The following is a 14,417-nucleotide window of genomic DNA, read 5'->3' as shown; positions in this document are numbered from 1 at the left end:
AATTAAGAAACAATTATAATAGATTATGGCGTCTCATTACGAAGCACCTATTAGAAGACCCCTAGTTACAGGAGAAAAATCATATCACGATGTATCGGTAGATGTGGCAGCACCTGTTGAAGGAAAAGCAAATAAAGCTTGGTGGATTGTATTTTCAATTGCATTGGTCGCATTCCTTTGGGGAATTGGGTGTATTATCTATACAGTCTCTACAGGTATTGGAACTTGGGGATTAAACAAGACCGTAGGTTGGGCTTGGGATATTACTAACTTCGTTTGGTGGGTTGGTATTGGTCACGCAGGAACATTGATTTCTGCAGTACTATTACTTTTCCGTCAAAAATGGAGAATGGCAATTAACCGTTCTGCAGAAGCAATGACAATATTCTCAGTTGTTCAGGCTGGTTTGTTTCCAATTATTCACATGGGTCGACCATGGTTAGGATATTGGGTGTTACCTATTCCGAATCAATTTGGTTCATTATGGGTAAACTTTAATTCGCCACTACTCTGGGATGTATTTGCAATTTCTACTTATTTATCGGTGTCTCTAGTATTCTGGTGGACTGGTTTATTGCCTGATTTTGCAATGTTGCGTGATCGTGCAATCAAGCCATTTCAGAAGAAAATATATGCGTTATTAAGTTTTGGATGGTCTGGACGAGCTAAAGATTGGCAACGTTTTGAAGAGGTGTCTTTGGTACTTGCAGGTTTGGCAACACCCTTAGTATTATCTGTACACACCATCGTATCTTTTGACTTCGCAACATCTGTAATTCCTGGTTGGCATACCACCATTTTCCCGCCTTATTTTGTTGCAGGAGCGATCTTCTCTGGTTTTGCAATGGTAAATACACTTTTAATCATTATGAGAAAAGTATGTAATCTTGAAGATTATATCACTGTTCAGCATATTGAGTTAATGAACATTGTTATTATGTTAACAGGTTCTATAGTTGGTGTAGCATATATTACAGAGTTATTCATAGCTTGGTATTCTGGAGTTGAATATGAGCAATATGCATTCTTAAACAGAGCAACTGGTCCTTATGCTTGGGCATATTGGATGATGATGTCATGTAACGTATTTTCACCACAATTTATGTGGTTCAAAAAATTAAGAACAAGTATTATGTTTTCATTCTTTATCTCTATCGTGGTAAACGTTGGGATGTGGTTTGAGCGATTTGTAATTATTGTAACATCATTACATAGAGATTATTTACCATCATCTTGGACGATGTTCTCTCCAACATTTGTAGATATCGGTATCTTTATTGGTACAATTGGATTCTTCTTTGTATTATTTTTATTATATGCTAGAACATTCCCTGTAATTGCTCAGGCTGAAGTTAAGACCATTCTAAAATCTTCGGGAGAACGCTACAAACGTATAAGAGAAAAAGGAGAAAGCTTAGTAGGAACCGGAGCAGACGAAAGAACTTCAGTATTAAAAATTGAGGAAGAAACAACAGCTAAAAAACCGTTACAAGACAATACTGAAAAATTAAACAACTTATTGAAAGGTGTCGGTACTTTTGATCCAACAGTTCAAACTCCAGATGACTTAAAAGTTATTAATGGTATTGGTCCAAAAATGGAAGAAGTACTTAATAGTATTGGTATTTTTACTTACGCTCAAGTTAGTAAAATGACAAAAAGAGAATATGACTTGTTAGATGATATTACCGGTTCTTTCCCAGGAAGAGCAGAACGTGATGATTGGTCTGGTCAAGCTAAAAAATTAATAAACTAAAAATAGTACATGGAAGCTTCAAAAGTAATTCACGCTATTTATAATGATGATGACGTCTTAATGAATGCTGTCAAAAAAGTTAAGGCAGAAAGACATCACATCGAAGAAATATATACGCCTTTTCCAGTTCACGGACTAGACAAGGCAATGGGACTTGCTCCAACAAGAATAGCAATAGCATCGTTTATGTATGGATGTGTTGGTTTAACGGTTGCTGTGGTAATGATGAATTTCATCATGATAGAGGATTGGCCACAAAATATTGGTGGTAAGCCAAGTTTTAGCTACATAGAAAACATGCCCGCTTTTGTACCAATCATGTTTGAGCTAACTGTATTTTTTGCAGCCCATTTAATGGTAATCACATTCTACTTAAGAAGTACAATGTGGCCATTTAAAAAAGCAGAAAATCCAGATCCAAGAACAACAGATGACCACTTTTTAATGGAAATCGCAGTTCATGGAAATGAAAATGAGCTTACAGATTTGTTAAAAGAAACTGGAGCTGTAGAAATTAATTTAATTGATAAAGCGCATTAATCTTTAGAGATGAAAAGTATATTTAAAATAGCAATTGTATTAATGGTATGTGCAAGTGTTGTAGCCTGTAAAAAGGATACAAGACGAAACTATCAGTTCATGCCAAATATGTATGTGCCAGTTCCATATGAAGCATACCAAGAAGCAGATATTGTCGTTGATGGAAAAGAAATATTAAGTAATAATATGGAAGCCCAACTTCCTGCAGAAGGATCTATACCAAGAGGAGGTCATATGCCTTTTGAATATGAAAATTCTAATGACGGTTATTTATCGGCAAAAGCAAATTTGACAAGTCCATTAGATTCAACTCAAACTGAAAGTATGAGAGGTGGGCAGTTATACGATATTTATTGCGGAATATGTCACGGAAAAAAAGGCAACGGACAAGGTACATTAGTCAAGAACGAGAAAATTTTAGGTGTACCAAGCTATGATGATGCTGGTCGTGCAATTACAGCAGGTAGTATTTATCATACAATTTACTACGGAAAAAATACAATGGGATCATATGCGAACCAACTTAATGAAGAAGAGCGTTGGCAAGTGGTGAATTATGTATTAGAGTTAAAAGCAGACTTAGAAAAATAAGACAGATAAAGATTATATAATGGAATATAAAATTTCAAATCGATTAAAAATGACTTCTATTATCCTAATGATTGTTGGGCTAATAGGTGTAGGTTATGGATTTGCGACATCTCATCATTCTTTAGAAGACGTAAAAGAAATGATTGCTGCTCAAGAAGCAGGGCATGGAGGTGGTCATGAAGCAGAAACCAAAGCACATGTTGTTGCAGGAGTAGAAGATCATTCTGATAACTCACATAAAGCAAATGCGCATGATGCACTAGCAGATACTCATGAAGGGAGTTCTCACGCAGACGCTGTTGACCATGATGAAGAACATGCAGAGCACGTGCAGCATAGATTAGCAAATAGACCATGGGCTGCATTATATGTAGCAGCATTTTTCTTCTTTATGATTGCATTGGGAGTATTAGCGTTTTATGCAGTACAATACGCAGCACAGGCAGGTTGGTCTCCATTACTATTAAGAGTGATGGAAGGGATCACAGCATACATGCTACCTGGGGCTTTAATTGTATTGTTAATTGCGTCTTTATCTCATTTTATTGGACATGATGCAATCTTTAACTGGATGAACCCTGAAATGGTAGATCCAGATAGTGAAAAATTTGATAAATTGGTTAGTGGTAAAAAAGGCTGGTTAAATTATTGGGGATTTTTAATTAGAGGATTGATTTTTGTTGGAGGATGGTATCTGTATAGACATTTCTCTCGTAAATTCTCTATCGCTCAAGATAGTGCAGACGATAATAGAAACTTTAAAAAGACATTTCGTATATCAGCAGGATTTTTGGTATTCTTTTTATATACTGAATCTATGATGTCTTGGGACTGGATAATGAGTGTTGATCCACACTGGTTCTCTACATTATTTGGATGGTATGTCCTTGCAGGAATGATGGTATGTGGTATTACAGTAATATCTATGATAACTATTTACTTGAAATCATTAGGTTTATTGCCAAAAGTAAATGATAGCCATATACACGATTTAGCTAAATTCATGTTTGGTTTTAGTATTTTCTGGACATATTTATGGTTCTCTCAGTTCATGTTAATTTGGTATTCAAATATTCCTGAGGAAGTAACCTATTTTGTGACTAGATTCCAAGATTACCAATTACCATTTTTAGGAATGGTAGCAATGAATTTCATATTCCCACTTTTGATATTAATGAATAGTGATTACAAGCGTATTCCATGGTTCGTTATTATGGCAGGTATTGTAATCTTATGTGGTCATTATATAGACATATTTAATATGATTATGCCAGCTACAGTTGGAGACCAATGGGCTATTGGAATACCAGAAATAGGTTCAATACTTCTTTTTGCAGGATTATTCATATTTGTTGTATTTACAGCACTGACAAAAGCGCCCTTAGAACCAAAGCGTAATCCTTTTATCAAAGAAAGTGAACATTTCCATTATTAATAAATTACATAAAGAACAGAAACGACAATGACTGCTTTTTTAACAATAATAATAATACTTTTCATAGCTATTGCCATCTGGCAAATGGTTAAGATTTTTGATTTAGCTCATGTAAGCATTTCAAATGACCAAGTTGCTACAGATAAAGACAATAGAATTAATGGGTACCTAATGATGGGATTCTTAGTTTTCATTTATGCCATAACTATAGTTAGCTTTTGGTATTTAGGTGATTTACCGTTAACATCTAATTCTGCTTCAGAGCATGGTCCTGGTTTAGATAATTTGATGATAGTCTCCATGACTATTATTTTTATCGTACAAACCATTACACAGTTTTTACTACATTATTTCGCTTTTAAGTATAAAGGAGAGAAAGGTCGTAAGGCATTATTTTATGCAGATAATAATACACTCGAGGCTATTTGGACTTTCATTCCAGTTATAGTTCTTGCAGGTTTGATTATTTGGGGTCTATTTACTTGGACAAGCATTATGAACGTCGACGAAAGCGATGATCCGTTGGTAATTGAGTTATATGCTCAGCAATTTAACTGGAAAGCTCGCTATGGAGGTGAAGACAATACATTAGGTTTGGCTAATGTGAGATTGATTGACATTGATCGTGCTAACATTTTAGGCTTAGATGATTCAGATCCTAACGCTCAAGATGATGTTATAACAACAGAATTACATTTACCAGTAGGTAAACCTATCTTATTTAAAATGCGCTCCCAAGATGTATTGCACTCAGCATATATGCCACACTTTAGAGCACAAATGAACTGTGTTCCTGGAATGATTACTCAATTTGGATTTACCCCAACAGTGACTACAGCAGAAATGCGCCAAAATCCAGACATTCAAGAAAAAGTGGCTAATATCAATGAAATAAGATTAGAAAACAGAAAAGAAATAGAAGCTAAGGGTCAAGAAGTTCTTTATGAATTTGACTACTTGTTGCTATGTAATAAGATTTGCGGTAAATCACATTACAATATGCAAATGAAGATTATTGTAGAAACTCAAGAAGAGTATGATGCTTGGATGAAAGAGCAAAAGACCTTCAAGAATTCCTTAATTGTTGATGAAGAAAAGGCTGCAGAAATACCTACAGTTGACGATGAATCAATTAGGAGCGAAAATGAATCAGCTAAAGAAGAAGTAATTCCTAACGAGAAATAATAATATTTTTCTAAACTAGCAGTGCACATGTTAGTTGGATTTAAGTTGATTCAAAAAAAAATTATATAAAAAGATTTAAAAATAGAAAATAGATTATGTCAGCACACGCAGATACTCACGCACACGACGACGATCACGGACATCATCATAAAGAGACTTTTGTAACCAAATACATATTTAGTCAAGATCATAAAATGATTGCCAAGCAGTATTTGATTACTGGAGTAATTATTATGGGGATTATTGGTATTTTAATGTCTTTAATGATGCGTATGCAAATTGCATGGCCAGAAGAGCCAAATGTAATTTTTGAAGCATTATTGGGTAAATGGGCTCCAGAAGGTGTCATGGATGCAGATGTATATTTGGCATTGGTAACCATTCACGGTACATTAATGGTGTTCTTTGTATTGACTGCAGGTTTAAGTGGTACATTTAGTAATTTACTAATTCCATTGCAAATTGGAGCGAGAGATATGGCCTCAGGTTTTTTAAACATGGTGTCTTATTGGTTATTCTTTGTGTCATGTGTTGTCATGATATCATCATTTTTCGTGGAATTTGGACCAGCAGCAGCAGGTTGGACTATTTACCCTCCATTAAGTGCTCTACCAATGGCTCAGGGAGGTTCTGGTTTGGGTATGACCTTGTGGCTAGTCTCAATGGCTATATTTATTGCTTCTTCTTTATTAGGGTCTTTAAATTACGTTGTAACCGTTATCAATTTACGTACAAAAGGAATGTCTATGACAAGACTTCCTCTAACAATCTGGGCATTTTTTGTAACTGCTATTATAGGCGTTGTATCATTTCCGGTTTTACTTTCAGCAGCATTATTATTAATAATGGATAGAAGTTTTGGTACATCATTCTTCTTATCCGATATTTTTATACAAGGTGAAGTCTTACATTACCAAGGTGGTTCTCCAGTTTTATTTGAGCATTTATTTTGGTTCTTAGGTCACCCAGAGGTTTATATCGTATTGTTACCAGCATTAGGTATTACTTCCGAAATTATTGCAACAAACTCACGTAAACCAATTTTCGGTTATAGAGCAATGGTAATGTCAATTTTGGCAATTGCATTCCTTTCAACAATAGTTTGGGGTCACCATATGTTTATTTCTGGTATGAATCCGTTTTTAGGATCTGTATTTACATTTACAACATTATTGATTGCAATTCCTTCAGCAGTAAAAGCTTTTAACTATATAACCACGCTCTGGAAAGGTAACCTACAAATGAACCCAGCAATGCTCTTTTCTATTGGATTAGTATCTACTTTCATAACTGGAGGTTTAACAGGTATTATTTTAGGAGATAGTGCATTAGATATTAACGTTCATGATACATACTTTGTAGTAGCGCATTTCCATTTGGTTATGGGAATCTCTGCATTATATGGTGTATTTGCAGGTATCTATCATTGGTTTCCAAAGATGTTTGGTCGCATGATGAATAAAAATCTAGGATATATACATTTTTGGGTAACTGCAATTTGTGCTTATGGTGTTTTCTTTCCAATGCACTTCATAGGTATGGCAGGCCTACCGAGACGTTATTATACGAATTCTAATTTTCCATTATTTGATGATACAGCAAATGCTAACGTCGTAATTACGGTATTCGCCCTAATTGCAGGTGTTGTGCAGCTTATATTTTTATTTAATTTTATTTATAGTATTTTCTATGGAAAAAAATCTGTTCAAAATCCTTGGAAATCAAATACTTTAGAGTGGACTACACCAGTAGAACATATGCATGGTAACTGGCCAGGAGATATACCTCACGTGCACCGTTGGCCTTATGATTACAGTAAGCCAGGACATGAAGAAGACTTTGTGCCTCAAAATGTACCACTATATGATGGTGAGGAAGAATTACAACATTAATTAATACCTGCGAAGCCAGGAATCTTAAAACAAATACTAAAAGACCTTCTGAATGATAACTCAATCAGAAGGTCTTTTTTCATTATATTTACAAAGTATCATTTTTTAAAGAAATACCTGTGTGCGCAGGTAATACCATGAACGAAAACCTAGACCCAACAGACCATAATTTCACTCCAGAAGAACTGGATGTCGAAAAAAAGTTAAGACCATTATCATTTGATGATTTTACAGGTCAAGACCAAGTGTTGGAGAATCTTCAAATTTTTGTACAAGCAGCAAATGGTAGAGATGAAGCTTTAGATCACACCCTATTTCATGGTCCTCCAGGATTAGGAAAAACAACATTAGCTCATATTTTAGCCAGTGAACTTAATGTAGGTATAAAAGTGACTTCTGGACCAGTTTTGGACAAACCAGGAGATTTGGCTGGTTTACTTACCAATTTAGAAGAACGAGATGTACTGTTTATTGATGAAATCCATCGTTTAAGTCCTATTGTAGAGGAATATCTATACTCTGCAATGGAAGACTACAAAATAGATATCATGATTGAGTCTGGACCAAATGCAAGAACGGTTCAAATAAACTTGAATCCGTTTACGTTGGTTGGAGCAACAACACGTTCAGGTTTATTGACCTCTCCAATGCGAGCACGTTTTGGGATTCAAAGTAGATTACAATATTATAATACCGAATTATTAACCACAATCGTACAACGTAGTGCATCCATTTTAAACGTGCCAATTTCCATGGAAGCTGCTGTAGAAATCGCGGGACGAAGCAGAGGAACACCGAGAATTGCCAATGCACTATTGCGCAGAGTTCGTGATTTTGCCCAAATAAAGGGTAATGGTAAAATAGATATTAAAATAGCAAAATTTGCATTGGAAGCGCTCCATGTTGACGCTCACGGTTTGGACGAAATGGACAACAAAATCCTTTCTACAATAATCGAAAAATTTAAAGGAGGTCCAGTTGGGATTACCACTATTGCGACAGCGGTAAGTGAAAGTGCTGAAACTATAGAAGAAGTTTATGAGCCATTTTTAATCCAACAAGGGTTTTTAATGCGTACACCTCGTGGTCGAGAAGTAACCGAGCAAGCATATAAACACTTAGGTAAAATTAAAGGACCAACACAAGGCGGTTTATTTTAAAATGAAGAAAATTCCAGAAGTCCCATTATCGAAATTCATCAAACATTCTCTTGAGATACTCAAAAATCCGCTTCCTTTTCATCATAAAAATTTTACCGAGCAAGGTGATATCTTCAAATTAAAAATAGGATTCACAAACAGCGTATTTTTTTGTCGGGATGCTTCTTTTGCAGAGTATGTGCTTCAGAAGAATCAAAAAAACTATGTGAAATCAAAAATCCAAACAGAGGATTTAGTCAAATATGTGGGTAAAGGTTTATTAACTTCGGAAGGTGAGCATTGGAAAAAACAGCGCAAGCTCATCCAACCTGCATTCCATAAAAAGTATTTGGAGAATTTATTAGGCACGATTAGAACTGCAATTCTTTCCGAATATAAAAAAATTGAACCCGATACAAGCATTGATATATTTCCAATATTGAATGATTTGGCTTTTCAAACTGTTGTGAAATCTTTATTTAGTAGTGCAGCAAGCCAAGAGGATATCAATAGACTTCAATTTATTACAGAAGCTGCTCAAAAAATGTTGGTTAAGGAGTTGAGACAACCGTATTTGGGCTGGTGGTTTAATGTGAGTGGAAAAATCGAAAAACATATTGATTTAACTAAAGAAGCCAGAGAGATCTTAAAAAGAATTGTTGGTGAGAGGCGAATTTCCGAAGAAAAAAATAATGATTTACTGGATATGCTCTTGGATGCCCGTTATGATGATGGGAACGAGATGGATGAAGAACAGCTCATTGATGAGATTTTAATATTGTTTACTGCAGGTCATGAAACGACATCTAATGCGTTGACCTTTACGTGCCAGTTATTAGCGCAGCATCCAGAATGGCAGGAAAAGATTTATAATGAAATTATTGAAGTAACAAATGATACAGATGATGTGATGACTGCAATAATGTCGTCTAAAATTTGCCAGCAAGTACTTGAAGAGTCTATGCGACTGTATCCTCCCGCATATTTTATTGATCGTGTAAATATTGAAGATGACCAATTCAATGACATTAATATCAAAGCAGGTTCAAACTTATTGTTTTCGGTATATGAAATTCATCGTCATCCAGAACTTTGGGAACAACCAAATAAGTTCAAACCCGAGCGCTTTAATGAAGGCTCTCGTAAATTTTCATCACAATACTTCCCTTTTGGAGCGGGACCAAGAAAATGTATTGGCAATAACTTCGCTATGTTTGAAATGATCATCGCTGTAAGAGAATTGGTTTCTAAATTTAAAATATATCCTAATTTTGATCGCATAGATATTACTCCATTAATTACTTTAAAGCCTAAAAATGCGTTACTTACGTTTGAAAAAAGGTAACAAAACGCTAATCTTCTCATTTGTGCATTTTATCTGATAAAAGAGAATCTAAACTAAAAAATACGTGTTTAATCTAATATATGTAAATTATAAAATCTTTTTTTTTTACTTTGCCAGCCCTAGCAAATCAATCATAATGAAAAGATTACAAACTTTAAGCCTAATTTTAGGAGCAATGATTACATTAGTGTCGTGTGCTCGAGATGATGATAATTACGTGCCTGTACCTGGTCAAACTCAATTAGAATCTAGAATAGTTGAACTTTATGGATCAAAAGATGCATTGATTCAGCCATTAGCAACAGATTTTAACCTAATCCCAAACGATCCCAATAACCAAATTACCTCTGCTAAGGTAGAGCTTGGTAAAATGTTGTTTCATGAAACAGGAATTGCGATGAACCCATCAATGGAAGATGGCATGAATACCTATTCTTGTGCAAGCTGTCACCATGCACAAGCAGGATTCCAAAGTGGAATTTTACAGGGTATTGGTGAAGGTGGTATGGGTTTTGGGCTTCATGGAGAAGGTCGAATAAAGAACGGATTGTATGTAGAGACAGATCTAGACGTACAACCTATTAGAACACCAAGTGCTTTGAATGTTGCCTATCAGGATGTGATGCTTTGGAACGGACAATTTGGTGGAACAGGTACCAACTTAGGTACAGAGGCAAATTGGACAGTAGGCACACCAAAAGAGGCCAATACTTTTGGGTTTGAAGGTGTTGAAACGCAAGCTATTGCAGGATTGGATGTTCATAGATTAGTAATTGATCATGACTTTATAGTTAATTCTGCTTATAAAGATATGTTTGACGAAGCTTTTGCAGACGTAGATGTTAGTGAGCGTTATTCAAAATTAAATGGAGCTTTAGCTATTGCAGCTTACGAAAGAACTTTATTACCTAATCAAGCACCTTTTCAGCAGTGGTTAAACGGAAATGAAAGCGCAATGAACGAACAAGAAACCGAAGGTGCACTTTTATTTTTTGACGATGCAAAATGTTTCTCTTGTCATTCTGGTCCTGCTTTAAATGGTATGGATTTTCATGCTTTAGGGATGAAGGATTTAGAAGGAGAGCAAGTACTAACTGTAATTGATGACGCAACAAAACGTGGTAGAGGTGGTTTTACAAATAATCCAGAAGATGATTACAAATTCAAAACACCACAACTTTATAACCTTAAAGACGTCGCCTTTTTTGGACATGGTGGTAGTTTTCACTCTATCGAAGAGGTCGTTAGGTATAAAAACAATGCGGTAGCAGAAAATCAAGACGTACCTTCAACACAAATGTCACCGTTATTTACATCTCTTAACTTGACAGATGATCAAATTGATTCCATCACCGCGTTTTTAGAAAATGCACTGTATGACAGTAATTTGCAACGTTATGTGCCAGAAGCACTACCAACGGGCTTCTGTTTTCCAAATGCAGATCCAATGTCTTCCCAAGATATGGGTTGCAATTAAATCTTTAATATTAGAGCGTATTAAAATTCTAAAATAAACTCAAGATGTTTTAAATTTGAGGGTGAACAAAACGCAACATTCTCAATTTATCAAAGCTGAAGCCAAACGACTTGGTTTTTTATCCTGCGGAATAAGTAAAGCTGGATTTTTAGAAGAAGAAGCACCTCGATTAGAAAAATGGTTAAAAAATAATGCACATGGCGAAATGCATTACATGGAAAATCATTTTGATAAACGCCTGGACCCAACAAAACTCGTCGAAGGTTCAAAAAGTGTCGTCTCATTACTCTTAAATTATTTTCCTTCGGAAATCCAAAATCCTGAAAGTTATCAACTTTCAAAATATGCCTACGGAACAGATTATCATTTTGTAATAAAAGACAAACTGAAAGAACTGTTACAATCCATTCAAGATGAAATTGGAGATGTTCACGGTCGTGCATTTGTAGATTCCGCCCCGGTTTTGGATAAGGCATGGGCAGCAAAATCTGGTTTGGGCTGGATAGGAAAGCATAGTAATCTCTTAACCCAAAAAGTAGGATCATTCTATTTTATTGCAGAACTCATCATCGATTTAGAATTAGAATACGATCACGCAGTAACCGATCACTGTGGTACATGTACAGCGTGTATAGATGCGTGTCCAACCCAAGCCATTACCGAACCTTACGTTGTAGATGGTAGTAAATGCATTTCTTATTTCACTATAGAACTTAAAGAAAATATTCCTTCGGAATTTAAAGGTCAATTCAACGACTGGATGTTTGGTTGTGACATATGCCAAGATGTTTGTCCTTGGAATCGGTTTTCAAAACCGCACAGTGAACCATTGTTTAATCCGCATCCAGAAGTATTATCAATGACCAAAAAAGATTGGGAAGAAATCACAAAGGATACGTTTAATAAAGTATTTAAAAAGAGCGCTGTTAAACGTACTAAGTTTGAGGGATTGCAACGCAACATTAAGTTTTTGAAATAGAAAACTCTACTACAAATACTATCACATTTAATTAAATTTCGAAGTTCAATAGATTTTAAAACCTAATGATTCTGAATTCTGCCCCATTATGATTTATTTAAGAAAATTTATTTAAAATGAGCAAAGATTTAGATTGATAAAGAACAGCGGAAAGCTTGATATTTAGTAGTTTAAAGTAAATTAAAAAACTTTTTTATGAAAAATATTATGTATACACTTTTGACGCTAATCTTACTCAGTTGCGGACCAAAAGTAACAACGACAAAAATGAGTGATAAATCATTAGAGAATTATAAGACATTTGCCTATTTGCCAAATAGTAATTTTGATGATTTAAATAAATTTGAACAAGATAATACTGTAGGTATGAATGTTATAGACTTGGTAAATAAGAAAATGATGGATAAAGGATATACATTAGATAGAACAAATCCTGATCTTTTAATTTTGTTAAGTACTACTGTAGATAAGGAAAAGTCTGTATCTCAAGAGCCAGTATATGCTACATATCCTACTTATTACGATAGAACGTACCGAGTAAGTCCTTACTATGCCAACAACTATTATTATGATTATTACAATTATAGAGATTTAGTAGGCTACGAAACAGAAGTAGATACTTATAAAGAAGGAATGTTAATGTTTAGATTGGTTGACAGTAAAACTAAAAATATAATCTGGCAAGCAACAGCATCTGATTACATATTTAAGCAAAATAACTCTAACGCAATGGCGACATTTGTGGATGACATGTTCGCAGAATTTCCAATTCAAAAATAATTAAGAATTCACTTTACAGTAAAAGCTGTAGGTATTAAAAGTCTACTCATCAAATCTTTTTTAAGATTTTTGGTGAGTAGACTTTTCTTTTCTGAATGACTGTTCTATAACGCATACAGAATCGACATGTTTTTGATATTTAAAATTTCCGAAGAAAAATTAGCTATCAATTTTTGAAGATTCTCGAATTATCAAATTCGTTTCCAATTCAACAGTTTCAAAAGTAATAGGTTCTTTCTTTTTACGTTTTTTGATTTCTTTAAACAATAGTTTAAAAGCTGTTTTTCCCATTAAATATCCAGGTTGGTCTATTGTAGAGAGTTTTGGTGAAATGACAGATGACATAAACCAATTACTAAATCCAATTACCGAAATGTCGTGCGGTACCTTAACACCTCTTTTGTTAAATTCTGTTATGGCTCCAATGGCAACTAGATCGGTATTTATAAATATACCATCCACATCATTATGATCTTTTAATAGTTGACCAGCATAGAAGGTACCTTCATCATAGCTCATATCGTTCAATATATAAACCAAAGATGGGTCGTAAGGCATATTGTTGTCGGTTAAAGCTTTTTTATAGCCCAGAAATCTGTCAATTGAATTTTGAGGTAAAAGTGGTCCTCTAAAATGGGCAATACGTTTGCACCCAGTATCGATTAAATGTTGCGTGGCAATATATGCTGCTTTTCTATCATTGATAATCACTTTTGAGCAATTGACAATTTTTGCAATTTTATCAAACATAACAAGCGGCACTTCTTGTGAGATCAGGTTTTCGAGGTGTTTAAAATCTGCAGTGCCATTAGCAAGAGAAATTAAAATACCATCTACTCTTTGACTAATTAAAAGATCTAATTGTTTTTTTTCTAATTCGTAAGATTCGTTTGATTGAAGTATAATAACAAGATAACCTTTCTTTTCTGCTTGGTTTATAATGCCTTTAATAACGCTGGAAAAAAAATGATGTACAACTTCTGGTATGATGAGTCCAATCGTTTTAGATTCACTTCTTCTTAGGTTTACAGCAAATGCATTGGGTTTGTAGTTTAGAGTTTTTGCAAGTTCCTTAACTAGTTTTTTTGTTTTTTCGCTTACGTCAGGATAATCTTTTAAAGCTTTAGAAACTGTAGTAACAGAAATATTCAAAGTTTCGGCAATCTGTTTTAATGTGACTGGTTTCATTTGAGAGTTAATTGAACAATAAAAATACATAAAAATAATAAATCGAAAACGTTTTCGGTAAAATCGAAAACGTTTTCGATTGTTTTTTCAATATTTAAATTGGTGTTTAA

Annotated in this window: 12 protein-coding genes; 11 read left to right on the top strand and 1 reads right to left on the bottom strand. The window is 34.6% G+C overall.

From position 1 onward, the window contains the following. Window positions 1–25: 25 nt before the first annotated feature. The 11 genes from nrfD (at window position 26) to GQ40_RS11145 (ending at window position 13,119) form a co-directional block, all read left to right on the top strand. Window positions 26–1,756: an NrfD/PsrC family molybdoenzyme membrane anchor subunit gene (gene nrfD / locus GQ40_RS11195; RefSeq protein WP_081990204.1), complete on the top strand. Its 1,731-nt coding sequence runs from the start codon at window positions 26–28 to the stop codon at window positions 1,754–1,756. 9 nt (window positions 1,757–1,765) lie between these two features. Further along, on the top strand, window positions 1,766–2,296 hold the full coding sequence (locus GQ40_RS11190; RefSeq protein WP_047548220.1) for a DUF3341 domain-containing protein: 531 nt from the start codon (window positions 1,766–1,768) through the stop codon (window positions 2,294–2,296). Window positions 2,297–2,305: 9 nt separating this feature from the next. After that, entirely contained in the window at window positions 2,306–2,887 is a 582-nt protein-coding gene (locus GQ40_RS11185) for a c-type cytochrome (protein ID WP_047548219.1), read from the top strand. A 49-nt stretch (window positions 2,888–2,936) separates the two neighbouring features. Then, a complete protein-coding gene (locus GQ40_RS11180) occupies window positions 2,937–4,322 on the top strand; it encodes a quinol:cytochrome C oxidoreductase (protein ID WP_231565567.1) in 1,386 nt (461 codons plus the stop codon). A gap of 27 nt (window positions 4,323–4,349) precedes the next feature. Continuing rightward, window positions 4,350–5,507, top strand: a complete 1,158-nt coding sequence (locus GQ40_RS11175; protein ID WP_047548215.1) for a cytochrome c oxidase subunit II — start codon at window positions 4,350–4,352, stop codon at window positions 5,505–5,507. A 95-nt stretch (window positions 5,508–5,602) separates the two neighbouring features. Beyond that, window positions 5,603–7,399 carry a cbb3-type cytochrome c oxidase subunit I gene (locus GQ40_RS11170; RefSeq protein WP_047548213.1) on the top strand — a complete coding sequence of 599 codons (1,797 nt, stop codon included), beginning with the start codon at window positions 5,603–5,605 and terminating at the stop codon, window positions 7,397–7,399. Window positions 7,400–7,536: 137 nt separating this feature from the next. Then, complete coding sequence (gene ruvB / locus GQ40_RS11165) at window positions 7,537–8,559, top strand: Holliday junction branch migration DNA helicase RuvB (protein WP_047548212.1); 1,023 nt, start codon at window positions 7,537–7,539, stop codon at window positions 8,557–8,559. Between the two features lies 1 nt (window position 8,560). Next, on the top strand, window positions 8,561–9,883 hold the full coding sequence (locus GQ40_RS11160; RefSeq protein ID WP_047548210.1) for a cytochrome P450: 1,323 nt from the start codon (window positions 8,561–8,563) through the stop codon (window positions 9,881–9,883). A gap of 136 nt (window positions 9,884–10,019) precedes the next feature. After that, window positions 10,020–11,360, top strand: coding sequence for a cytochrome-c peroxidase (locus GQ40_RS11155; RefSeq protein WP_047548208.1), 1,341 nt, complete (start codon window positions 10,020–10,022; stop codon window positions 11,358–11,360). A gap of 61 nt (window positions 11,361–11,421) precedes the next feature. After that, window positions 11,422–12,339: a tRNA epoxyqueuosine(34) reductase QueG gene (gene queG / locus GQ40_RS11150; protein ID WP_047548206.1), complete on the top strand. Its 918-nt coding sequence runs from the start codon at window positions 11,422–11,424 to the stop codon at window positions 12,337–12,339. A gap of 195 nt (window positions 12,340–12,534) precedes the next feature. Beyond that, window positions 12,535–13,119 carry a DUF4136 domain-containing protein gene (locus GQ40_RS11145; protein WP_047548204.1) on the top strand — a complete coding sequence of 195 codons (585 nt, stop codon included), beginning with the start codon at window positions 12,535–12,537 and terminating at the stop codon, window positions 13,117–13,119. A gap of 159 nt (window positions 13,120–13,278) precedes the next feature. On the opposite strand, the gene GQ40_RS11140 is transcribed toward GQ40_RS11145, so the two are convergent. Beyond that, a complete protein-coding gene (locus GQ40_RS11140) occupies window positions 13,279–14,307 on the bottom strand; it encodes a LacI family DNA-binding transcriptional regulator (RefSeq protein WP_047548202.1) in 1,029 nt (342 codons plus the stop codon). Window positions 14,308–14,417 lie beyond the last annotated feature (110 nt).

The organism is Psychroserpens sp. Hel_I_66, assembly GCF_000799465.1.
GTDB lineage: Bacteria > Bacteroidota > Bacteroidia > Flavobacteriales > Flavobacteriaceae > Psychroserpens.
This window is presented reverse-complemented; position numbering and strand designations above follow the sequence as displayed.